The organism is Planktothrix sp. FACHB-1365, from assembly GCF_014697575.1.
Lineage (GTDB): Bacteria > Cyanobacteriota > Cyanobacteriia > Cyanobacteriales > Microcoleaceae > Planktothrix.
In genome coordinates this window covers 25677-50500 of record NZ_JACJSC010000042.1, presented here as the reverse complement: position 1 = coordinate 50500, position 24824 = coordinate 25677, and the positions used below count along the sequence as shown (strand labels likewise).

Genomic DNA, 24824 nt, shown 5'->3' with positions numbered 1-24824 from the left:
ATAAAATTAATATTCTTTCTCTAATTTGAGCATTTTCATTTTCATTCATTTCTTTAAGTAATTTTCTTTTTTGCTCTTTAGACAGATGATTTTTGGCTGGCATTGGGGGTTATATTCCTAAAAATACTTAATCTTTTATTATACAATCAAGCTGCGTAGCAGCTTATCAAGGAACCCGACAAAATTGGGAACAAATTGCATTTTGTACTTGGACAATTAATGGAGATACACCAACTTCTACAGACTTCCTGGGTAAAGCGATTAATGGTGTTAAATCTGTAGTTGATCAACTGTTAGGAACCTTAACAGGTAACACCAGAATCTACAAAGAACAGTTTTATACTAAGCTGTTGCTCAGTGCCTTTGAAGAAGGATTTCTGCGGTGGGAAGTTCTCTTAAATACTAAGATTGGATTAGACATTAATCCTTTGAATACAGTTGAAGTTTGGCAGTGGCTTTGGAACCGATTAAACCCAGGTCAGGCTCCTTCTATTCCCCAAGTGATTCGTTTAGAAGAAACTGCAACTGGATATCATCTCAACGAAATTAAAACCACAGGAAAACACATTTGTACAGTTTTAATTGAAGGAATACAAGGTCGTTCTTCTTGTCCTGAGCATCGTCGCAGTAACAACCGTGTTTATTTAACAGGTAAGGGTAAAGAATGTGGTGTACTGACGATGTACGATTCCCCGATGGGTTGGACAAACACAAGGCAACAATTAAAATGGATGTGGCAAATCATGTCTTCTACCTCTGTCCATGATACAGAAGCATGGGTTGAAATTAGTGTCGGAAATCCTTTGTTAATTCAAGACAACTTAGCTCGACAAGCAAAAGGTGCAAAAACTGCGAGTATTAGAGCCGTAACGAAAGGACAGGGACGAGATATCGGTGCTGAAATTAAGCAAGAGGAGTCTTTTGATGCCCAACATCGACTTTATAAAGGTGCGATTCCTTTAAATACAGCCGTTGCCTTTTTAGTATACAGAAATACGGCTGAAGAATTAAACCAAGCTTGCAACGCTCTTTCTAATAGTTTTGGAACTGCTAAAGTGATTCGTGAACGTAATATTGCTTGGGAAATTTGGTTGCAATGCCTTCCCATTACGTTTAAATGGTTGCTTCATAGTGGCTCATGGTTAAGCGAAAGACGTTTGACGTTAGATACTGAAACGATAGCCGGAATTCTACCATTAACAGTTCCCCGTGATATTGATCAAAAAGGAGTTGAATTATTAACGGAACGAGGCGGAAAACCGATTTTTATTGATTTGTTTTACAATCAAATTAGTCGAGCTTTAATTCTGGGAGAATCGGGTTCTGGAAAAAGCGTTTTAGGATGGCGATTTGCCACAGAAGCTTTAGCAAATAATATTCCTGTTGTGGGGATGGATATTAGCAGTGGCGGTAACAGCACTTTCAAAACTGCTATTGAACTTTTAGGGGAGCAAGGCGCTTATTATGATATCAGCGAAGGGTCAAGTAATTTATTAGAACCTCCCGATTTAAGAAAGTTTCCTAAAGCGGAACGAGAACGGCGGATGGAATCTTGGAAAGAATTTATTCGTAAAGCATTAGTGGCGATCGCAATGGGAAAAATCCATAATCCCCACTTAGCCCAACGAGTTGATTCTATTCTATTACGAATGCTTGATTTCTACCTCAAAGATCCCGAAATTGTAGCTCGTTACAATCAAGCATTTGAAAACGGTTGGCAATCTTCTCAATGGCAACAAATGCCAACTTTCCAAGATTTATTGAGGTTTTGTAGCAAAGAAAGACTGAATCTCAAATCCTTTGAAGATCTTGACAAATTGGCAATTAATCAAATCCTAAGTCAAGGTAATGCGTTATTAACATCCCGTTTAGGAAAAGCCATTGGCCGACCCAGTACCTTTTCCCCAGAACCTGCGGTTAAGTTCTTCGCCCTATCGGGTTTATCAAATGAACAAGATGCTTATTTGATGGCGATTAATGCCCATACCGCCTGTATTCGGAACGCGCTTTCTCATCCAAAAAGTTTGTTTTTAGGGGATGAGTTGAGCGTGTTGTTAAAGAAAGATGGATTTGCATCTGTTGTGGGCGAACTTTGTGCAACGGGGCGAAAAGATGGCATAGCCGTTGTGCTATTAAGCCAAGATTTTGATGCAATTTGTGAGTGTTCAGTAGGGGCTCAAATTATGCAAAATATGGTCTACAAAATTACGGGAAGAATCACGAATACAGGCGTTGTCGCGGCTCAAAAGTATCTCGGTTATGACCCCCGACTCATCAGCCAAAATGCAACAGAAGCTTTCTTACCCAGAGTTTCTGACCTTTATTCCTGTTGGTTAGTTGAAAAAGGGGGTCGGTTTTGGCGAACTCGATTTTATCCGGCGGAGATGATGCTGGCTTCTATTGCTAATAATTTACAAGAAAAAAAAGCTCGCGATCGCCTTTTTGCTCAGTACCCATCTACCCTCAAAGGGCGACTCCAAGCTTTAAAACAATTCACTCAAGACTATGTTGCAGCCCTCAAAGATGGAAAAGGTTTTGACTCCATCGGACGGGGTGACTCTGAAAAAGCTTCATCCCCATCTGCATCTACACCGGACACTACCCCTTCCAAAACACTTGTCACCTATCGGTAGGTAAAGTTTATGAAATCTCAAATTCTATTGATTACAAAACCAGTAGCCGTAAAAACTGCAATTGTGTTGGGACTGAGTTTAAGTTTAATAAGCTCAAACCAACCCACCTGGGCTCAAACGACCCCTCCTGTTGCAAAACCCACTCAAACTTCTGTGGTGCAAACGTCATCAACTTCGGGTGATTTCTTCGCACCCATTGAAAACGTGATTAAGGAAGTTGATCAGTTTATTGGTGATGTGCGTGGCTTTGTACAAAACGACTTATTTGGCACACTGAATGAACTGCTGTCTTCGTCCTTGGGAGCGATTAAAATTCCCGATTTAAGTCAAGTTAGTCGCGAAATTTTAAACGCGCCAACCTCCCGCTATGAAGGAACACAACTTTCAGATCAATTGGAGAACAAATTAGGCTTATCCGATAGCCAAGGTTCCACTGCAATCATGTCTGAACTTGATAGACAAGCTCAACGCAATACTGCGATAGGCATTGCAGATGGTTCAACCTTGAGTGAAGAGGCTCAAGCTCAAAGTCGCTCAGTTTTACAAGCTACAGAGCAAGATACAACCCAGAATGTTCAACTCGGTGAAGAATCGCAAAGCCTCGATGTGAGCCAACATATTCTGCAAAACCTCTCTCAGCAAACAGCACTCAACGCTCAAGTTAATGCCCGAGTTTTGCAAGAAGCTCAACAAGCTCGTACAGATCGGGCAATTAACAACGTATTACTATCCCAAGCGGCTCAGGAAATATCTGCTATCAATACGAGCGATCGCCGAGGCAGTATTACATCCGGCAATCAAGCAAGCTCCCAAGCGGGAATGCTCATGTTGCCAGGAGGGGGTTATCTCGGACAAACAATCCACGACGACAACACTGATTAGATAGAGTGCAGTAAGAGTGCGGAGTGCGATAAGAGTGCGGAGTGCGGGGTGGAGAGTGCGGAGTGCGTCAAGAGTGGGTTGCAATACCCCGGACAGTTTTTGAGTAAAAGCCTAGAATCCTTATTCTATCGTTAGCGATCAAGGCTAAACGAAAGCCTGAAACCCTTATTCCACTGTTGGCGACGATGCTCCGCCCAGCCGAAGGCGATCGCAAACTGTCCGAAGTGTTGTTACTTGAATTGTTCTTATTAAACCCATACTCCGCACCCCACACTTTTATTGCACACAGCACCCCGCACTCCTTACTCCGCACTTTTGAGGCACTCCGTACTCCGCACCCTGCACCCCGCACTCTCTCTTCTTGCACTCCGCACCCTGCACTCCGCACTTCGCACTCTTCTTATCCGGTCAAACCCATGATGCAACTTTTAGGACAAATAACATCCCCGACGAGTGGTGGGGAAGGATCAGCATTAGATATTGTTAGTGAATCGATCAATTTAGCTAGGGCCACTTCCGAATCCTGGGATAAAGTTTGGATTGGGACAATTGACCCCATTGCTTCAGGATTGTGGGTCGGTTTAGTATCCTTGGGAATTACCTTAGCCGCCATCAGTATTTTGTTCCTCACCCTCACCAGTGGTAAGGATATTATCGAAAAACAATCTTGGTCAGAACTTGCCTCATTGTTTGTTTGGCCCCTGGTCATGATGCTCTTTTTGGGCGCTAATGGTCGATTACTAGCCAATACCGTCATCGTTAGCCGCAGCTTTGCTTATCAACAAGTGCAAAGCGTTTTGGAAGCTCAATTGGGAGAACTCACTTTTAGAGATGCAATTACTAACGTTACCCTGAGCAGTATTGGTAAACAGCAGCTTGAAAATCTCTATAGTGAATGTCGAAATCAAGTCGGTGAAGAACTTGTAACCTGTTGGAATTCTAAACGCGAAGCGGCGCAAAAAATTGTTGATGAAGCTGAAAGACAAGCGGCGGGTTCTGTTCCTTTACAAGCATTGCGAACCTTTGGACAAATGCTTTGGAATCGTACTTTATTCGGTGCTGCTGAAGATGCCGTTACTTTCGTCACTGACCCAGGTTCAGTGTTTCGAGAAAAAGCCATACCCATTCTTCGATTTATTCTGTACAGCATTCAGTGGGCCTTCGTCAACGTTCTTGAAGCGGCTTTACTGCTGACTGGTTTATTTGCTCCCATCGCAATGGGGTTGTCTCTTCTGCCTCTGCAAGGTCGTCCGATTTGGGCTTGGACAACAGGTTTTCTCAGTTTATTTGGTGTCCAGCTTGGCTACAACATTATCGTTGGACTGGCTGCCGTTGTTCTGGTCAACTCAGGAGCAGAACTGGCTAGTGATGTTGCTTTCCTGTTCTTCATCAGTATTTTTGCCCCTGCATTAGCTCTTCTCATCGCCGGGGGAGGAGGAATTGCTTTATACAACGGCATTGCGGGTCATGCTAAACAATTGGTCGATTTATTCAGCAATGCGCTTGGTGCCGCAAGTAATCTGATTATTTACAAAGGATTCAGATAATATGAAGCTTCAAAAATTAACACAACCTGCACTACTTCCCGAAGCTAAAAATTGGCTTGCCTTGTGTTTTGTGATTTTAACAGCTATCAATTTTGTCACGCTAATTCTACATTTGTTTATTGCCTCCCGTATGAATTCATTGGCTAGTTTAAGAACAACTCAAGTTCAACTCATCAACGGTCAAACTTATTATATTTCTGAACGAGACCAACAATTTCGCTATCCATCAGTTATCCAAAATTTCATCAAGACTTGGGCTGAATTAACCTTTAATTGGGATAGTAAACTTCCGGGTACGAATGAAACTGACTCAGGGATCAAAGTCAATTCAAAACGAGTTCCAACCAGTACCTACTTTGCTTCTTTATTAATGGAACCTGAATTTGGCAAGGCTTCTCTTGATAAAATTGCTGAATTGGTTCCGAGTACCGTTTTTTCGGGTCAAGTCCGCTCGACGATTATTATTTCGTTTCTTTCTGAGCCCAGAGAAATTCGCCCTGGAGAATGGGAAGTTGATATGATTGCCACTCGGTTAATTGTTGATCGGAGTTTAGGAAAAGATGAAAGAATTCCGTTCAATCGAACCTTTAGAATTAAAGCCGTTGAGATTCAAACGGCGCCATTAGGCGATCAAGCGCCTGCATTTGAGCAAAAAGTTTATGAAATCCGCTCTGCGGGGTTAGAGATTAATAAGATTACTGAATTCAATCCCCAATAAAGTGAGGTCAAAATCATGAGTCATAATGGTTTTCAACATCAACCTGATTTTAAGTCTGAACCTGATACGATTGAAGAAGGATTAACTAGGTTTAATTTAAAGCAGCAAAATTCCTCTAAAACATCAATCTATAGCTTTTCAGAAACAATGGATGAACTTAGCCCTGATGAAGAAAGGCTATTAGCGGGCTATGATCAAGATGCTTTAGAATTGTTAGCTTCTGAATACAGGATTAAACAGGATGATGAACCAGTAGAAAGTCGAGAGCTTTCTCAAAAACCATCTGTTCGGATGTTTTCTGTTTTGACGGCTACAGGTTTGGTTTTAGGCTTTTTTGGCTTTTTATGGTTTATCTTCTTTGCTCCTAAACCCGTTGCTAAACAACCGAAAACCTCAAAACCCGAAGTAACAACATTTTCCCCTAAAGATGAATCAGGCGAACTGAAAAGTCAATTAGCTTTTCAAGATCAGCAACGAACCCTAAACGCTCAATCTCCAACACCTAAAAAACCGCCTACTTCAAATGCAGCGCCACCTTCTAAACCCAAGCCCACACCTGCATCTAATGCTGCAACCCCCCAACCTGTAAGACCTGTTCAAGCGGCACCACCACCCAGACCCAGAACAGTACAAGTTGTTCCTCCCCCTGTGCCTCCTGCACCTGTTCCTCGTCCTGCACCACCCCCCGCACCGACCGTAGCATCTCGCCCTTCAAATCCCCCATTAGAAGAAGTAGACCCCTATCAACGCTGGGCGGAGTTAGCGTCTTTAGGACAAAGCCAAGCCGATGTTACAGACTATCCAGCTATCGCCCGCAATTCCATTACACCTCCGCCTTTTGGGATGACAACGGCCGTAGCAACGCCAACATCTATTCCTCAAACTGAACAATTTATGCAGATTAGTTCACCCACCATCCCTTCTCCAAAACAATCTGAACAACATCAAGAAATCAAAACGGTTGTTATTGGTAATCTTAGCCCAGAACGTTTAACTTCTACTTCAAGGGTTGATGAAATGAGTGCCGGAGAAATCGGTATTCTTAACCGCACAATAGTTGACGAAAACGGAACTGACTATACTTCTCCTAAACAGATTGCAATTGGTTCATCTGTTAAGGGAAAAGTGATTGTGCCGATGATTTGGGATGAAACAAACCAAAGCCCAACGGCGGGAAGATTTGCAGTAGAATTAACTGAGGATTTGTTAGCTACTGATGGGGCGATCGCTTTACCCACCGGAACTATTTTAATTACCGAAGTTGATAATGTTACGCCTGGTAATCGCTTGGTTTCTCAAAGTGCTGTCGCAATTGTTTATCCCGATTCTACAGGAAATATTCAGCAGATGCCTATCCCTGAAGAAAGCTTATTGATTCGAGGTTCAAATAACAAACCGTTGATTGCTCAAGGATTATTTGAGCGGGGTTCTGCAATTGCTAAAACCGATATTTTAGTTGGTGTATTAAGTAGTTTAGGACGGGTTGGACAAATTATTAATCAACCCACTCAACGCACATTAAGTCAACACAGTGGACTATTGGGAAGTAGCAGTGTGGAAACTCTTACCGGACGCGCTCAACCTAATATTTTAGCCGCCGCTTTGGAAGGTTTCTTTACACCCACGGCTCAACGTTTACGTGAACGTTCAGATCAAACGTTAGAAGAACTGATGAAGCGAGGTAATGTGGCAATTGTACCAGAAGGAACGGAAGTTTCAATTTTTGTTAATGCTTTTATTACAGTCAATTAATTACTGAATTTAATTCGAGGTTATTGCATCATGAAAAAACTTCTTCAAAAGATGGGTCTAATTGTACTTTCTCCTGTTCTCTCAATAATTCTGATCACCAGTTTATCTTCCCACAGTTCTGCTCAAAATCCAGCTTTACAACCGATGAATCGGGATACGGCAACTCGTACAACCACGAATCTCCCCGTCTGGCCAGGTCGCTTTAGCGTGATTGACTTTAGCCAAACCGATGAAATTGTTACTTATATTCGATTAGCTGACCCTTCTAAAGCGGTTTTTAATACTGATATAGAATTAAAAAGTAATCAAGCTCGGATGGTATTAGTTCAACCCATTCAACCCTTAAATTTTCCAGGGGCAACTACTACTTCTATTACTAATCTTGTCATTAAAACTCGCTCTAGTCAAGGGATTGAACGTCTCTATTTGTTTAATATTATTCCCCATTCAGGACAGCCAACCAGTAATGGAATTGCGATGACTACGGGTACACTAGGGCAGGAATCGACAGTGTTTGTAGATCATCAGCGTGTTGCTACACTCCAAGATATTGAACAAGGTTTAAAGATTGCTATTCAAAAAGGTTATACCCCTGCCACAGATCCGGTTGTTTTCAAAGTTCGAGAGTTTCTAACGTTGGTCAGAAATGGCATGGGAATTCCTGAAGCATCAGCCAAAACTCAACTGTCTATGCCGATTCTTATTTCCTTGGGAAAATTGGGGCTTGAGAAGCTATAAATTTGATAGAGCTATAGGGAAGAATATCGTACCTTAAAGTTCTCAAAACTAATTAAGCAACACCTGGTAAGTTCTGTTGTGTTGAAGAGTTAAATTGTAAATCTTCAATGAGTTGGCTTATGTTGTTTTGGTAAGAGCTATAAGGTAATTTAAAAACAGGTCTTAATTCTTCCCAAGTTTCTACTTGAAAAAGATAAGAAGCAAGCTGTTCTAAGTTGGAGCGAGAAAAATTAAAATTCATGTCTAAATGTCGGATTTTTTCCCACAATTTTTTGGGAATCGTTGTTTTCTGCAAAACTTCAACTTCTGAAATATTCTGAATTGCCATACTGTCTATCAATAAGACAAAAAGCTTCTTGCGAGAGCTAAGATGGGGTAATAAATCAGGTTGATTGTATTGTAAAAATAATTCACGTTTTTGAATCTGTTCTGGAGTGAATGTTGTTGTTAAATATTCCAGCAGTTGATCGTTCTCAGTTTCTGTCGTTAAGATGCTTTCTGGTACTGTTGGTGTTGGACTTTTTTTTTACGCGCGATCGCTTCATAGGGATCTTCATCCCCTTCCGCATACTGCATGAGTTCTGTCATTGACCAACCAATCGCATAAGCAAACTGCATGAGCTTTTGCAATCTGGGGTCAGATTTTCCTTCACACCAGTTAACTAGCGTATTGAAAGAAACTCCGGTGAGTCTTCCTAACTCTCTCGAACTACCCACACGCTCATCTTCCACTAACGCCTCTATCAACTGACCAATGCGTTTGTGGATTCGGATATCTAATGCTAGGTTTTCTTCTAGTTTTGCTGACATTCCAGTTCCCAGGCAACCAAAAGTTAACAACCGATTGAATGAAGCAATCAAGCAACGTTAATGCGCTTTACAGCCTTATATCGACTATCGGATAGGTTGACATATTTTCCATTATAGCACATTCCCCACTTATAAGGGAATGTGCCAGCAGAATTGACATCCGCCCCGGCGTGAACGCACGGGGATTCCATCTATTTCAACAAATCAAATATTGATAATTGTTGAAATTCTGGCGGGTTGACGCCTCGCTGACTGCTGCCACCAGTATTGGTGGTCTTCTGCTTGTCTCCACGTCCGTTTAAAGTCTCTGGAAGTCCTCCAGCGACTAATATATTATTTGCGGCATTAACATCTCTATCATGAGATTCACCGCAGTTCAAACAAATCCATTCTCGAATTGAAAGGTCTAATTTTCCAATTTTAAATCCACAACAAGAGCATTGTTGTGAAGTCGGCTCCCATCGATTGATAACTCGGAAATCTCTCCCATACTTTTCTGATTTAGATTCAAGGAACGTTCTGAATGTTCTCCACCCTAAATCTGAAATTGCTCTTGATAATTTCCGGTTTTTAACCAGTCCTGACACATTTAGATCTTCTAAGACAATCGCTTGGTTTTCACGAATGATCTGAGTTGACAACTTGTGCAGGAAATCCGTTCGGGTGTCTGATAATTTAGCGTGAAGTTTAGCTAACCGCTTTCTCGCTTTCTCACGACGTTTTGACCCTTTGGTTTTTCGAGATAACTGTTTGGCAAATTTACGAAGCTTCTGAATCCTTTTCTTCAAGGGTTTGGAAGCTTCTATTTTTTGACCGTTACTTAATGTCGCAAAAGTTTTAATCCCTAAATCAATCCCGACTGAGTTTTCAGATTCCGGTAGGATTTGGAGTTTGATTTCTACAACAAAGCTCAGAAAATAACGGTCAGCACTGTCTTTAATAAGGGTGACTGAACTGGCTTCAGATGGGAGTTCTCTTGACCAAACAACCTCTAAATTTCCCACTTTGGCAAGATAAACTTTCTTGCCTTTGATTGAAAATCCAGTCTTGACGAATCGAGCGGATTGTTTGGATTTTCGCTTCTTAAACTTGGGTGGTTTAACTCGCTGACCTTTCCGATTTCCTTTACAGGATGCGAAAAAGTTTGAGTAGGCTTGCTCTAAATCATTGAGAGATTGTTGCAGTGGGACAGAGGAAACTTCCGATAACCACTCCCGTTCTTCTAGCTTCTTGGCTTGAGTGATGAATTGTTTTTGCAGTTCAGAATTCTTGGGTTTCTTCTTACCTCCTTTGTATTCAGAAACACAGAAAGCCAGAGCATCATTCCACACTACCCGCACACACCCAAATAACTTGGCTAATGCCAATTTCTGGGAGGGTGTTGGATAGCATCTGAATCGATATCTGGCTTTCATTTCTGTTTCTAAATCTCTTTTTTAATTATACACACTAATTTGGAATAAAAATCCGTCGTGGAACGACGGGGCTTTAAACCCAAAATTTTCGGTAAATCTATTGACCTGAGCCGTAACAATTCTTAACTTGATAAAAACTTTTATCAATTATATGATTAGTAAGTGAAGAATTTTCTAATCAGTAACGCTGAACCCAGTTCAAATAAGCTGCTTTAGCCTTCTACTTATTTAGAGAATTTTGCCTCACTGAGACTTTGAATAAAATTATCAGTGAGGCTTGGATCAAATTTAAAGCCAACAGTTAATCAGAAAAACAACTTAAGAATCCCCATTCTAAGTTTTTCCTTTACTGTTGCTTTTTATCCATTCAACAATTAGGGCATTTTTACAGTCATCACCGATGCCTGTAGTCCTTGCTCTCATGCCAATGTCCAGGCAATGAGCAGTAAACCTATGCCAATCTTTTTCAGCAATAGAAACTATTGCCATGCCAATGTTTGGGCAATCAGCAGTAGCTTCATCATACAGAATCAGAAGCTCTGATGCAATAGGTACATCCCAAGATGTTATCCATCTGGGATATTTTAGCTGGAAACTTTGGCTCCTTAAAAAACCCTTTTACTGTGGGAGCAAACGTGACTGACATCTGTATCCAAACGAAACAAAGAAAAAGTGCTGTTATTTGTTGTGAAAACTTAAATTTGAATATTGAAGGGGCGCATCATGAGTAATTCCCATTTCCAAAATGACCTCAAAGCCCGTCTTCATCAAGGGCTATCCCGCATTCCCCCCAATTGGTCATTGTGTTTACTCGATGGGAAAAAAGTTCCCCAAGGCATCGGTTGGCAGCAAAATCCCTTAACCCCTGATCAAATGAAAACAGCCATTATTCAGGGCTGGAAGGTGGATAAAGCCGATGGCACTCAGTACCAATGTTATCCCAAAGGTTATGGGCTGATTACAGGGACACCTGTTGAACTGGCAGGAAACACTTATTATTTAATGGCTCTCGACCAAGATGGCGCCAGTGCCAGAGCAAAAATTCTCGAACTCTCTGGCGGAGAATCTTTACCCGCAACGGTTGCGTTTACTTCGGGTCGCCCTGGGCGTTGTCAATACTTATTTTTAGTCCCGCAACAGTATGCTCAATCACTGCGAACTCGCAAATTTCCGACGGTCGTTAGAGGGGATGATGGCAAAGACGAACAGCTTGAATTGCGCTGGGTTGGTTTGCAATCTGTTTTACCTCCGAGTGTTCACCCCACAACGGGAGAGTATGTTTGGGTGAGCGGTTGCGCTCCTGATGAAATTGCAATTGCCATCGCTCCTTTGTGGCTCATAGAAGCAATGCTTCAAGAGGAGACAGAACCTGCTACCGCAGCAAAGCCATATCCCCTTCACAATGAAGTTAACATCTATTATTCCTCAACTTCAAACAACTCTCAACTGCAATGGACTGATGCAGATTGGGCTTTGTCTTATCTAGCCGCGTTATCCCCAAGTCGGGCTGATCATTACGAGGACTGGTGTAGCGTTGGTATGATACTTAAATCCATTGATGAGTCTTTACTCCATGAGTGGGAAAGTTGGAGTCGCCAATCTTCTAAATATAAACCTGGAGAATGCGATAAGAAATGGAAATCTTTTAACAAAAGTGGAGTAGGAATTGGGACTCTAGCATTGATGGCAAAACAAGATGGCTGGAGTTCACCATTTCGAGGGCAATCGCTGTTTAATGGGAGTCATACTTTTCATCTAAATTCACCTCAAATAATCCGTACTAAAAATGGGCATAACAACAATAATAGTATGTCCGATCTTTCTAATCATTCAGGCGATCGCACTTTAAATAACACCCCGTCTTTATATGATCAAGTTACGACTATTTTAACAAGTGACAATAACCCTCCTCAACAAAGTGCTGCTTTTGTTGAACTCTCATCAACGAAAGGCTATCCGCTCAGGGGCGTTAAACAGTTAGCCGTTGAGATTGAAACTTATATTGGTAATCAAGAAAGACGTACAGAAGATGCCCGCGAACTGAATAAACTCCTCAATTACCGTCAACAAAAACTTGATATTACCCAAATTTTACCCGCTCCTCTCGCCCAAGCTTTATTAACAAAAGCCGATTCTGACCGACTTGATCCGGCTTATCTTTATCAATATCTCTTAACAGCTTGTGGTAGTGAAATGGGCGGACATATTGGCATTGTTGGTAAACAAGGTGCAACGGTAGCTGATAGTTGGATAGAATACCCTATTTTTTGGACAATGGTTATTGCCTTGGCATCAGGTGGAAAAAGTCAGACGATGCGCTCTATTTTTGATCCCATTAAACATCGCTATAGGCAAAGTAAAACAGAATATAAAAAACTCAAAACCGAGTTACAGGATTTAGAAGAAGCATGGCAACAAAAGTCATCAGAAGAGAAGGAAGAACTCAAAAATAGTCAACTCAATCCTACGGTATTTAAAGCCACCATGCCACCACCCCCTCCCAAAAAGTTAATTGAAGCTGGAACTCCAGAAGGAGCTTTAAGGCGATTGAGTGAATTAGCTTCGAGGAGTGGCTGTGTTTGGGTTTTTGATGAATTAGTGCGATTGTTAAAATTAGATCAATATAAAGATAAAGGGGGAGATACCCGTCAAATTTTATTACAAACTTGGAATTCTCCATCAGATCTCGAATTTGAGCGTTCCAATGAAGAAGATTCTTTTGAACTCAAAGATTTGTGTTTAAATTTAACAGGTGCAACTCAACTTTCCAAAATTAAAACCTTGTTTAGCGATCCTGATGATGGAGATGGTCTAATTAGTCGCTTTTTAATTGCGGTTCCTGCCAGTCCCGATAACTTTGCGGTTTGGTCAGATTCAGTCGTTGCAATTAATCAAGAACTACAAGATTTATATGAGCATCTGCGGGTGTTACATCAGCGATTACGAGAATTTTGTAAAGGTAGAAATAAGGAAAATGAATCTTTAATCGGCAGGGATGAAGCAGTTGCAATGCAAGAGGATGGGGATCTGTTCTCAACTTCTTCCGATGATTCTCACGAGGAACAACTGCCAATTTTATTATCTTTTACTCCCCAAGCACGGCGACGGTGGCAGCGATGGTGGGAGGAAGTTCGGCGCAATCAACAGGGGGTAGAATTTGAGAATCCGGCATTATTTGCCTATTTGGGCAAAATGCTCAGTCAAACCTTGAGATTAGCACTGCTGTTGCACTGCATGGAATTAAAATATGAGCAAAAATCTGACCCTTTGCGGGTGGGTATCGAAACTTTAGAACGAGCTATTTTAGCGGCAAAGTTTAGTATCGGACAGTTCCGTATTATTCAAACAAATAACCATCAATCCGATTCTCTCCCTGGCCGATTGTCCTTAATTCACGCCTATGCTTTAAGAAAAGGAATAGAAGTCTCGGCGGTACAAGTTCAAAATACTGTGTTTAAGCGTTGCAAACCGAAACCCACCCTTGCGGAAATCCGACAGGATTTTGCCGCCCTGACTGAGAATGGATATGCAGTTTTATCTGGGAAAGGCAAAGACTTACGAATTAGAGCAATTCCGATTTCTCAAGCAAATGTCGGAATTCCGAATCATTCCGACGGCTATTCCGACACCCCTCAAGTGAATGAAAAACTGAATCGGAGTTCAATCCAACCGTCACTCGTCAAAAATTCCGACAATTCCGACCCAAAAACATTTTTTTCAACCCAGCTTGAAAATAACTCTAGCCAACTGGGGGATGAGGAAACTCCTAAAGTTATTCCAGTAGCCGAAAGTAGTCTTTCCGATTCAGGGGAAAGGTTATTTGATCAGGGGGTAGATCACGTTTCGGATCAAAATTGTCGGAATTGTCGGAATTCTGATGATGAAAGCTCTCCAGATCTTTATGAGCAAGGAATTTTAGACGATGAAAGGCTGTCGGAAACTTGTCGGAACGATGTCGGAATTTCCGACAAACTGTTGGAAGAAAATTCCGATTCACCAGGATTTTTGCAGTGCAGGGCGAATGCGGAAAGTGAACCTACCGAAGGCATCACATGATTTTAGTACCTGATCTATATTTAGTCCCCGATGCCTTAGAGTAAATATTGACTAAACCAGAATAACCTATAAAATTTTTCACAGCTAACGCTGAACCTAATTAGTAGTCAACAAAAACCTAACCGTTATGACACAAAATTGGGTTCAACCCTCTTTTCAATTAACCTCTCAACAAGATCAAGCCTTAAAACAAATTGAGCAATTTCTCAACAGTCCTCAACAAATTTTTGGATTATTTGGATATGCAGGCACAGGAAAATCAACGATTATTAACTTAATTGCTCAACAGCTTGTCAATACAGGAAAACGAGTTGCATTTACCGCTCCTACAAATAAAGCTGTAGGAGTTTTGCAACGCATGGCAACTGAAAAAAAAGTTAGGGGAGTAGATTTTATGACCATTCATCAACTCTTAGGATTAGCTCCTGTTAAACAAGGACAACATAAAATCCTCAAACAAGTTTTACCTTCATTACTGCATTTATACGATACAATTTTTCTCGATGAATGCAGCATGGTGACAACCGAATTGTGGAATATTATTCAACACCGAATTCAGAATACTTTACTGATTGGTAAAAATCGCCAACTCATCGTTATGGGAGATCCCGCTCAATTATCCCCAGTTAACGAGGATAATCATGAGCGAAGATCTCCATCTTTTAATGTAGAAAATAAAGTTGTTTTAACCGAAGTTGTTCGCCAAGGAAAAGATAGTCCTCTCCTAGAATTTGTAACCGCTTGTCGAACTGCTGTTAAAAGCAAAACCGTTTTCAAACCCTTTTCCAAATTTGACTTAGAGCGCAAAAATGGAGCTTTCATGGTTCGAGAAGAAAGATTTCTCAAATACGCACTGAAGAAATTTTCTGTAACTTTTCCTTCAGATCCAGATTGCTTCCGAATTCTTTGTTATACTAACAAACGAGTTGCTTACTGGAACCATAAAATTCGAGCAAAACTCTACGGAAAAAATGCACCTAGATTTGTGGTGGGAGAAAGACTTATTAGTAAAGCTACTGTGATCGCTCCAGATGGAAAAACCGTTATTCTTCCTACCTCAACAGAAGTAGAAGTGATGGAAGTCGTAGAAGATCGCTATTCGGGTTATAAAGCCTGGAAACTGAAGGTTAAAATCGAGAATAATGGCAGTTTTTATGCTTTCGAGGATCTGCGACAAATCTATCTGCTTCATGAAGACGATGCTCAAAAGTTTCACAAAGATAATATCAAATTATTACGAAACGCTAAAACTAATCCTAGCCTTTGGAAAGCTTGGTATAATCATTGTGAAATTTTTGCAGATCTGCGAAACTGTTGGGCTTTAACGGTTCATAACGCTCAAGGCTCTACTTTCCGAGAAGTCGGAATTGATAGCAACGACATCTCTAAAAAAGTTGCGACTCAGTTTTTGTATTTAGCTCAACATCTTCCTAACCAAAAACTTGACTTTTTAAGAGAATATCGCAACAGTGTCTTAGCGTGTAACCAACTTTATTATGTCAGTTGTAGCCGAGCTAAAAATCGAGTTTTCATTATTCGTTAATTAGAAGCCACCTACCCAATAGCTCGCAACCAACCAAGCACCAAGCCCTGAGCCAATCCAGCCCAATAAAACCATTACAATCAATATGATAATTAATCGACCTAACCCTGCAAACGACCCCGCTTCAGGTGGGCCAGTTCGATGATCATCAAGCTCGAAGTTGTAGTTGCACCAATATGCCCCAACAATCCCCATCAGCACAAACCCAACGATGCCACCGACCGGAATCAACATTAACCTCCAAGTCAACCCAAATCGCGCTACAGCACCCCAGAGAATCAAAAGGGTTGGACTCAGCAATATTATCAAACCCACCATCCAAGGCAATAAAACTCCAATAAAATCGGGGAGAAAGTCAGCCCCGACCGTAACCCCCCACTTCCAGGGTCGATGCACAACTGGGGCTGTGTCAATCTTTGAGTTAGGACGATCTCCTATTGTTTGTAGTGTTTCGGGGCTAGAATCAAACTTACCAAACCAGCCTCCGGTGTCCCCTCCAGCCCATCCTTCAACGCCAAACGTTTTACGACATAACGCTTTGAATTCTGGCACCGCACTAATGTCTTGATTTAAGTAGCCTTCGGGGTGAAAAATTCTGCCGATATATCGACCCTTGAGCCGGATTTGTCCCAGCACATAAATTCCTCCCCCGACTGAATACACAGCATTAGCTGGATCTCGCGAGTAAAACGCGACATATCCACCGTCTGCACCCTTGTACTGATTGACGGTCGGTAAAATTCGCGACTCCGCTTCTAGCCCCTCACTCCTGGAAGTGCCATATATACCCTGATGATTCATAAAGATGCGGAAATTTTCTGGGAGCCAGTAGGTCATGGAATCTGGCTCAACCCTTTCTTCTGGGATTGGGTTAAGGAGAGACGCTTCAGAAGGTGCGATCGCTCGCGCTCCAATTTCAATAAACGCACTCCCACTCATGAACAAACTGCCATCCGCCTGTACAAACAAGGTTTCAGTGAAGGGATCGGTTGTCCAAGCCAGCAAAACCGAACGACCATCGGGTAAGATGGTGTACTGACCTCGGCGATCTGTGCTTAATAATCGATAAGAGCCATCGGGTTCAAATAAATAACAGTATTTATCCCTGTGCAGCCAGATTGAGCGGATCAGTTTCTCCCGAAGACTGTTTTCTGGCTCTGTTGTGAATGAAGATGAGGAATTGCTAGGCATAGACGACTTGCGCTTTTTTCTTCTTAAATCTAGCTCAAACTCAATTAACGGTATTCTAAAATGTTTCTGAATCAATAACGTTTTCTTCTCCTGCAATAGTGTATTAAATTCAACTCTAACCCAGATCACTGATGCCACAAATTCCCATCTCGGCAGTTACACCTGCATACCGCTCTCAATCAGAAGACACCAGCATTGATGCAGATGTGCTGATGTTTCAACTACTTCGACAACTGACACCCCAACAGAGAACCCAAAGATTTCGACACTTCAATCAAGCTACTCGCAAACTAACGATAATAGCCATTAAAAATCATTATCCTAATGCTTCTTCATCCAAGATTTATCAAGAATTCATTAAAAGGCATTTAGGCTCAGAATGGCTAACCATTTTAAAATTAAAAGCAACAGAATTTGAAGAAAAATTTATGATTGAAGATCCTGTGGAACTCGCTAGTCGAATGGCAACTCTATTTGAGACTTTAAATATTCCCTATTTAGTGGGTGGGTCTGTAGCCAGTTCCCTGTTAGGAGAAAGTCGCTCAACCCAAGATTTAGATTTAGTTATCAGCATTTCGCTGTCAAAAGCACAGCAACTCATTCGAGCAATGGAACAGGAATTTTATATTAGTGAATCGGCGGTTGTCGAAGCAGTGACTGAAAAACGCTCTTTCAATGTTATTCATTTAACCTCATTGGAAAAAATAGATATTTTTGTAATCGGAGATGATGCTTTTTCTCGTTCTAAAATGAATCGTCGCCAACTTTATAAAATTGATGAATCTGAAAAATGTATTTATATTTATTCAGCCGAAGATATAATTCTACAAAAGTTGTATTGGTATTTATTGTCTGCTACAGAATCTCAAAAACAGTGGAGAGATATCTTGGGAGTTTTAAAAGTGCAAGGAGAACGTCTGGACTTCAACTACCTTAATCAATGGGCAGAAATTCTTCAAGTTCAATCTCTTTTAGAGTTAGCTTTACAACAAGCGGGGTTATAAAAAATAATACTAATGCCCCAGTTTGTAAGCAGCTATCGCTGCTAGGTTTTGATCTATATATTAATGGGAAAAATGCTAACTAAAACCCGACGTTCGGCAACTCAAAACCGAATTAAAAAGAACAAATCCTCTGACCTTCAAACTGTTCCTTCTCAAACCCCTAAAATTTTAACAGAAGAAAAAAGCCCAGTTGTTAACACCTCTAAAACTTCCCCCTCTTCCTCAACTTCAGATGCTACTCTGCAACTGCTTTGCACACAAAATGATTTAGCGACTCACCTCGAACTGGTTAGCCATGCTGTTCCAGCAAAACCGACCCATCCCATATTAGGTAATGTTCTGTTAGTAGCTTGCGCTAAAACTCAGCGTGTTTACTTGAGCGTATTTAATCTGAGTTTAGCTATTCAAACTTCCTTTGAAGCTAAGGTTAATACTCCAGGAAAAACGACAATTCCCGCCGAACTTTTAAGTGAAATTGTTCGCAAGTTTTCTTCGGGTGATCTCCAATTAAGTAACTCAATCTCCTTGAACGCTGAAAATAACCAGGATCACCCTTTAAATACAACTAAACCCGAACAAAATCCGATTTTAACTTTAGTTTCCGCCAGTGGATGTTACCAAGTTCGAGGTTTATCAAGCGATGAATTCCCCTCAATTCCTGAAGTCAATTCTTGCCAAAATCTGGCTATGGCTGCGGAGGCTCTAAAAAGTGGTATTAAAGGCGCATTATTTGCAACAGCGACCGATGAAACGAAGCAGATCTTAACCGGAGTGCATCTAAAAATTAACTCTAATACCTTAGAATTAGCTGCAACGGACGGTCATCGATTAGCTGTGGTGGAAACCTCTATTCAAGGGTTGAAGAAAAAGAAAGAAACGGAGAATACAGAACTTTTGCAATTTACTCTTCCCGCTAAATCCTTATTGGAACTAGAGCGAATTTTATCGAGTCGGACTTCTGCGGAATCTGTACAACTCTCTTATAATCTGACCACAGGTTATGTAGAATTTTCTTGGGGCGTACAACGGCTGATCACTCGTTGTTTAGAAGGAGAATATCCCGCCTACCAAGATTTATTAAACCACGACTTCAAACATCAAGTTTACCTGGAAAAATTGCCTTTTGTGAAAGCACTGGAACGGCTCTCAGTCTTAGCGGATAAAAAGGAAAAAATTATCAACATTGACTTTAGCCCTGAAAACCAGCAAGTTTCCTTATCCTTATTAAGGGAGTTTGGAAATGGAAGAGAAGAAATGACAGCGATTATCAACTTTAGTCATTCTTTTTCCATTTCTTTCAATATTAAGTATTTGTTGGAAGGGATTAAAGCGATCGCTAGTTCTGAAATTTCAATTCATCTCATTGATAGTGATCATCCAGCTATCTTAAGACCTTTTGGTAATCGAGAACAACCCCATCTTTTAATCGATAGCCAATACTTGTTAATGCCTGTTGTCAAATCTTAACCCTTTTTGTCATTATGTACACTCCATTTCCTCAGAAATATCGTCCCCATACCCTATCCGAATTAACCGGACAAAAGTACATTCAAAGAACCCTTTCTAACGCAATTCAAGCCAACAAAATTGCTCCTGCTTATTTGTTTACAGGAGAACGAGGGACTGGAAAAACTTCAACAGCACGAATTTTAGCGAAGTCCTTAAATTGCACCGCTACCGACCAACCCACTGTTACTCCCTGCGGTCAATGTCAGTCCTGTCGTTCTATTGAAAAAGGAAGCAGTTTAGACGTCATGGAAATTGATGCAGCTTCCCACAACGGAGTTGAAGACGCTCGTAATTTGATTGAACGAGTCCACTTTGCTCCCGCTATCGGTCGTTACCGAATTTTTGTCTTAGACGAAGTTCATTGTCTCAGTTCCCAAGCTTTTAACGCTCTGCTCAAATGTCTTGAAGAACCACCCGCTCATGTTGTCTTCATTCTCTGCACAACAGAAGCACATAAAGTGCTACCTACTATTGTCAGCCGATGTCAAGTGTTTCGGTTTCAGCCGCTTTCTGTTGCTGCGATTGTTCAGCATTTAACCATGATTGCTGAAAAAGAAGCTATCTCCATTACTTTATCGGCTAAAATTGCGATCGCTCGCGCCTGTGGGGGTGGACTGCGCGACGCCTTGCAATTACTGGGTCAGTTAAGCTTATTGGGAGAAGAAATTACCCATTCTCAAGTTCTAGCGCTATCGGGTCGCGTTTCAGAGTCCGACTTGGTAACAATATTGCACTGCATTAATACCGGAGACACCCTGAAGTTGCTACAACTGTCTCGCGAACTCCTTGATAGTGGAAAAACACCCCTGACTCTGTTAACCTCCTTGCTGAGTTGTTATCGAGACTTGTTGCTAGTCGCCAACGTCCCTGACTGTTCATCCTTACTCACCAGTGGGGTTTCCTATTCAAAACTGAAGGCGATCGCAAAAACTTGGAGTCAATCTTCAATTCATCAAGGTTTTGAACAGTTAAGTGCTTCAGAATGGCAGCTTAATAAAAGTGTACAACCGAGTTTATGGCTAGAAGTTTGTTTACTGGGATTAATTCCTAAATCTCCTAAAACTAAACCCCGTAATAATCAAACTCACAAGCGAAATTCAACCTCTGTTTCCTCCTCAAAACCTATTGATCTAAAAACTACCATTTGGGAAACCGTGTTGTCAAAAGCATCTGAAAAGAACCGAGTTTTCCTGTCGGTTGCTTTCCTTGCGGAACTAACCGAGCAGAAAGCTATCTTAGCTGTACCTCCCCCATATCTTAACAAATTTAACCGCAATATTCAGAAGGTACAAAAACTATTTTTGGCAGCAACAGGAATTAACTATCAAGTCTTAATTCAGGAGGGAAATCAATGATTAGCTTGTTAGTCGGCGATGATCGGTATGCAATTTCCAAAAAACTCTTGACTTTCAAAAAAAGCCTTGATCCCGCTTGGCTTAGTTTCAACTATCATCGCTTTCATGCTTCTGCTGTAGATGAAGCCATTTATTGTGCTTTAACTCCAGCTTTGGGTTCAGTTAAAGCTAAATTAGTCATCGTGGAAGACTGCAACTTTAAACAGTTTGATGAAGCGGTGATGGATATTCTTCAATTGCTCCCAAAAGTTCCCCAATCAACTCATTTGATTTTTGTAGCTTCCAACCTTGACAAACGATTAAAAGTCTCAAAGTTTCTGCTCTCCCAAAGCCAACTGTTTGAATTCAATTTGATTGCACCTTGGCGAATTGATCTTATTGCCCAATATATCCGTACCCAAAGCCTTCGCATTGGTTTATCATTGGATAAAAAGAGTGGAGAATATTTAGCTGATGCTATTGGCAATGATTCAGCCCGAATTGAATCTGAACTACAACTTCTAGCTCTCTACAGTAACAATGCAAAGCTGAGTTTAAAACAAGTTCGTTCTCTTATCCCTTCCACCACCCAAAATAGTCTCCAATTAGCTAAAGCGATTCGAGAAAATAATGCCCAAAAAGCGGTTGATTTACTCCAAAAACTCTTGACAAAAGAAACGTTTCCTGCTGCGATTTGTGCCACGCTTATTACCCAATTTAGAACTTGGCTGTGGGTCAAATCAACAATTGTTAAGGGAGTTAAATCTGATGCTGAAATTGCCAAGATTTGCCAAATTTCTAATTTCAAACGAGTCTATTTTCTTAAACAAGAGGTACAAACGATTCCTTTGCAATCTTTAGTAAAGGCTGTATCTTTGTTACTGGATTTAGAAATAGCTTTAAAACAGGGAAAACGAAACTCGCTGCTGTCTTCTATTCTGGCAATTACCCAACTGTTTGCAAGCCAACCTGTTAAAACAGCAGCTAAATCATTTAAATGATGAATATTCACTTTACCAATCTCAGGATTTTGTTAGCTAAGAATTAACAAAACTCTGGGATTATTTTTTTATTAATATTAAATTTAATAGAACTTGAAAGTTGATGGCTTAAACATCAACTGGAAACGGATTGAGCAAAATTCTGCTCTGGGGGATAGTGCTTGATCAAGATTCTCTCCACCTCATTACTGATTTTGCGGTCATCTTAATCACCTCAAACCCCATCCCCGCAACGAGGCGATTTATGGTCGCAACGAGAATCTGACGGATTTGATGGAGGCGATCGCCCTCAAAGGTTATGTTCGTCCCTTACTGATCAAAACCGATGGAACGATTATTAGTGGTCATCGACGTTGGCGAACCTTGCTGGCGTTGGGATGGGAAAAAGCTCCGGTTCAGGTCTGTCACTTTGAAAGCGAGGACGAGGAACTATTTGTCTTGATTGCAGAAAACCGTCAGCGCCAACAGACAACGGTGCAGAAAATTCGAGAAGGTATGATTGTAGAACCCCTCGCCCGCAAACTCAGAAATTGTTACGCTTGTCAAACTACGCCACGCACTTCCGACTCAGAAATGACAGTTTCATCCCAGAACCCTCAACATTCTTCAATGGAAAATTTTCCATTGGCGAGGTTTAATCTGAATTTGAATGGAAAACAAATGCAACTGACTGAGAATATTGTGGCAGCGATTGTGGGGTTAGGCTGTGGCAGAACTTACCGAAAAGGGCGTGTAGCAATTCAAGCGGCGGATCTCCTCCACATTGATGAACCCAAACTGGCAGAGGTTTGGCTGGAGATGATGAATCAGCAAAGTATTGATGCGGGGTATCAGTTGGTGAAGATACCAGAGGAGAAACGAAAAATGATTCTTGATGCGATCGCCACCGGTGCAGCAAAAACGCCCAAACAAGCTAAAATTTTGCTCAAAGCACAGACAATTTTTAACTTCATTGATATGAAAGCAGAACCCGATTCACAATCCCCAACTTCCGCAGAAAATCAATCCCTAACCGACAAATCAGATGATATTAAAATAACTCAACAAGAATGCACTCCTGCTATTGGAACTTGGGTGATGATTAAAATTCCTTTAGTACCGAAAGAGAGAATTCCTCAACGGAAATGGAATGGATTTTGGGGTCGAATTACGGCTGTAGGAATGACGGTCAAGGTTGATATGGGAAGCGAGATTTTATCGCTACTTTTATCCGATGTCGAAGTGATTGAAAATCCCCAACCAGATTTTTGTCAAGTTGCAGAGCGAATTCTCAGATTGCAACGTTTTGACACTGTGCATGAGTTTGGAAAAATGATCTTAAACCGGATGCAAAAACGGTTATCCTGGGATGCAGCCACTTTAACTTATCTTGATGCGGTCGAACAAATTGAATTAGCACATCGAGCTATTGAACAAGCGTTTTAGATATAGTTGTGTTTTCCAGTTAAAAATTTACCTGATTAGGTAAGTTTGCAAACATCAGCAATTTTCGCTTAATATAGGTTTGTTTAAAGTTACTTAGAGATCTAAGCAAAAATTTTAAAATTTATGAAAATTATTTCATTGCGAGTAAAGAATAACTTTTTGGGTTGGGATTTTAATGAAATCAAGTTTTCATCAAATTTAATCCTTTTAGTAGGTATATCAGGTGCAGGCAAAACCCAAATTCTACGTGCAATTATCGATTTAAGACATATTGCAAATGGAAAAGCTATAAATGGGTTTGAATGGGAAATCATATTTTCTACCGTAGATGGGACTGAATTTGTTTGGGAAGGTAGCTTTGCTACTGTTGAAAAAGATCAACTAAGTTTTGATGATTTTGAAAAAGAAAGCCAAGATGAGAAAGAAAAGCCATCATTAATTTATGAGAAGCTAAGTTCAAAAGATGAGATTTTAAGTGAGCGAAACCAAGAAGAAATAAAGTTTAGAAATAGCCCCATGCCCAAACTTTCTTCCCATCAATCAATAATATATATTTTTAAAGAAGAACCTATTATTAAGAAAGCCTTTGATGCCTTAAATAAAATAGAATATCGTGACCACACAAGACACGGTGGTTTCCCCCTTAGAATTCAGGAAAAATCTTTGCATTCTCTTAAAAGCAAGTATAAAACTTTAGAGAGTATAGTAAATAGTGATGAAGATATTAGGACTAAACTGTATCTGACTTATGAAAATAAATTAGATATTTTTGATAAGATTAAATTGACATTTATTGAAATTTTTCCACAAGTGGAAAATATAAAGATTGAACCACTTGAAACAGATGATGTACTAAAAAAAATCTCTGACAATGTTCCTGTTATTTATATCAAACAAAAAGCTGTCCACAAATGGATTAGAGAGGACAGGATGTCTTCTGGTATGTTACGCACAATTATTCATATTAGTGAAATTTTTCTTGCCAATGAAGGTTCGGTAATATTGATTGATGAATTTGAGAATAGTTTAGGGATAAATTGTATTGACATATTGACTGATGACCTTATTCACGAAAATAAAACCTTACAATTTATTGCCACCAGTCATCACCCTTACATTATCAATAATATTCCGTATGAATATTGGAAAATAGTGACCCGGCAGGGCGGACACATTAGCATTTGTAATGCTTCAGATTATCATCTGGGTAAATCTAAACAAGACGCATTTATTCAATTAACTAGAATTCTTGAACAACAGTCGTAA

At 40.6% G+C, this 24824-nt stretch carries 17 protein-coding genes and 1 pseudogene; 14 read left to right on the top strand and 4 right to left on the bottom strand.

Features of this window, described 5'->3' with window-relative positions; all coding sequences use genetic code 11:
- The first annotated feature begins 350 nt into the window (after positions 1 to 350).
- The 6 genes from H6G57_RS26645 (at position 351) to H6G57_RS26620 (ending at position 8270) form a co-directional block, all read left to right on the top strand.
- Complete coding sequence (locus H6G57_RS26645; protein WP_242049101.1) at positions 351 to 2633, top strand: hypothetical protein; 2283 nt, start codon at positions 351 to 353, stop codon at positions 2631 to 2633.
- 9 nt (positions 2634 to 2642) lie between these two features.
- On the top strand, positions 2643 to 3515 hold the full coding sequence (locus H6G57_RS26640; protein WP_190524443.1) for a hypothetical protein: 873 nt from the start codon (positions 2643 to 2645) through the stop codon (positions 3513 to 3515).
- A gap of 416 nt (positions 3516 to 3931) precedes the next feature.
- Positions 3932 to 5062: a hypothetical protein gene (locus tag H6G57_RS26635; protein WP_190524440.1), complete on the top strand. Its 1131-nt coding sequence runs from the start codon at positions 3932 to 3934 to the stop codon at positions 5060 to 5062.
- 1 nt (position 5063) lies between these two features.
- The gene (locus H6G57_RS26630; RefSeq protein ID WP_190524438.1) at positions 5064 to 5780 is read left to right on the top strand and encodes a hypothetical protein; all 717 of its coding nucleotides are present in this window, start codon (positions 5064 to 5066) and stop codon (positions 5778 to 5780) included.
- A gap of 15 nt (positions 5781 to 5795) precedes the next feature.
- Entirely contained in the window at positions 5796 to 7532 is a 1737-nt protein-coding gene (locus H6G57_RS26625) for a TrbI/VirB10 family protein (protein WP_190524435.1), read from the top strand.
- Positions 7533 to 7562: 30 nt separating this feature from the next.
- Positions 7563 to 8270 carry a hypothetical protein gene (locus tag H6G57_RS26620; RefSeq protein ID WP_190524432.1) on the top strand — a complete coding sequence of 236 codons (708 nt, stop codon included), beginning with the start codon at positions 7563 to 7565 and terminating at the stop codon, positions 8268 to 8270.
- 52 nt (positions 8271 to 8322) lie between these two features.
- Here H6G57_RS26620 and H6G57_RS26615 read toward each other — a convergent pair whose 3' ends face one another.
- From H6G57_RS26615 to H6G57_RS26605, 3 genes are all read right to left on the bottom strand, one after another.
- The gene (locus tag H6G57_RS26615; RefSeq protein ID WP_190524429.1) at positions 8323 to 8598 is read right to left on the bottom strand and encodes a lipase; all 276 of its coding nucleotides are present in this window, start codon (positions 8596 to 8598) and stop codon (positions 8323 to 8325) included.
- A 158-nt stretch (positions 8599 to 8756) separates the two neighbouring features.
- Positions 8757 to 9080 carry a helix-turn-helix transcriptional regulator gene (locus H6G57_RS26610; RefSeq protein ID WP_190524426.1) on the bottom strand — a complete coding sequence of 108 codons (324 nt, stop codon included), beginning with the start codon at positions 9078 to 9080 and terminating at the stop codon, positions 8757 to 8759.
- Between the two features lie 191 nt (positions 9081 to 9271).
- Positions 9272 to 10495: an RNA-guided endonuclease TnpB family protein gene (locus H6G57_RS26605; RefSeq protein ID WP_190524423.1), complete on the bottom strand. Its 1224-nt coding sequence runs from the start codon at positions 10493 to 10495 to the stop codon at positions 9272 to 9274.
- Positions 10496 to 11218: 723 nt separating this feature from the next.
- Between H6G57_RS26605 and H6G57_RS26600 the strand changes: the two genes are divergently transcribed.
- Together H6G57_RS26600 and H6G57_RS26595 are read left to right on the top strand one after the other, a co-directional pair.
- Complete coding sequence (locus tag H6G57_RS26600) at positions 11219 to 14551, top strand: DUF3987 domain-containing protein (protein ID WP_190524420.1); 3333 nt, start codon at positions 11219 to 11221, stop codon at positions 14549 to 14551.
- Positions 14552 to 14678: 127 nt separating this feature from the next.
- Positions 14679 to 16094, top strand: a complete 1416-nt coding sequence (locus H6G57_RS26595) for an ATP-dependent RecD-like DNA helicase (protein WP_190524418.1) — start codon at positions 14679 to 14681, stop codon at positions 16092 to 16094.
- Here H6G57_RS26595 and H6G57_RS26590 read toward each other — a convergent pair whose 3' ends face one another.
- Positions 16095 to 17285 carry a hypothetical protein gene (locus tag H6G57_RS26590; protein WP_190524415.1) on the bottom strand — a complete coding sequence of 397 codons (1191 nt, stop codon included), beginning with the start codon at positions 17283 to 17285 and terminating at the stop codon, positions 16095 to 16097.
- Between the two features lie 131 nt (positions 17286 to 17416).
- Between H6G57_RS26590 and H6G57_RS26585 the strand changes: the two genes are divergently transcribed.
- The 6 genes and pseudogenes from H6G57_RS26585 (at position 17417) to H6G57_RS26560 (ending at position 24824) form a co-directional block, all read left to right on the top strand.
- Positions 17417 to 18289 carry a hypothetical protein gene (locus H6G57_RS26585; protein ID WP_190524413.1) on the top strand — a complete coding sequence of 291 codons (873 nt, stop codon included), beginning with the start codon at positions 17417 to 17419 and terminating at the stop codon, positions 18287 to 18289.
- A gap of 72 nt (positions 18290 to 18361) precedes the next feature.
- Positions 18362 to 19756 carry a DNA polymerase III subunit beta gene (dnaN, locus tag H6G57_RS26580; RefSeq protein WP_190524409.1) on the top strand — a complete coding sequence of 465 codons (1395 nt, stop codon included), beginning with the start codon at positions 18362 to 18364 and terminating at the stop codon, positions 19754 to 19756.
- 14 nt (positions 19757 to 19770) lie between these two features.
- The gene (gene dnaX, locus H6G57_RS26575; RefSeq protein ID WP_190524406.1) at positions 19771 to 21153 is read left to right on the top strand and encodes a DNA polymerase III subunit gamma/tau; all 1383 of its coding nucleotides are present in this window, start codon (positions 19771 to 19773) and stop codon (positions 21151 to 21153) included.
- The gene (holA, locus tag H6G57_RS26570; RefSeq protein ID WP_190524403.1) at positions 21150 to 22133 is read left to right on the top strand and encodes a DNA polymerase III subunit delta; all 984 of its coding nucleotides are present in this window, start codon (positions 21150 to 21152) and stop codon (positions 22131 to 22133) included. Before dnaX ends, holA begins: the two co-directional genes overlap by 4 nt.
- Before the next feature lie 222 nt (positions 22134 to 22355).
- Positions 22356 to 23558: pseudogene (locus H6G57_RS26565) on the top strand (ParB N-terminal domain-containing protein); the annotation flags it as partial.
- 123 nt (positions 23559 to 23681) lie between these two features.
- Positions 23682 to 24824, top strand: a complete 1143-nt coding sequence (locus H6G57_RS26560; protein ID WP_190524397.1) for an AAA family ATPase — start codon at positions 23682 to 23684, stop codon at positions 24822 to 24824.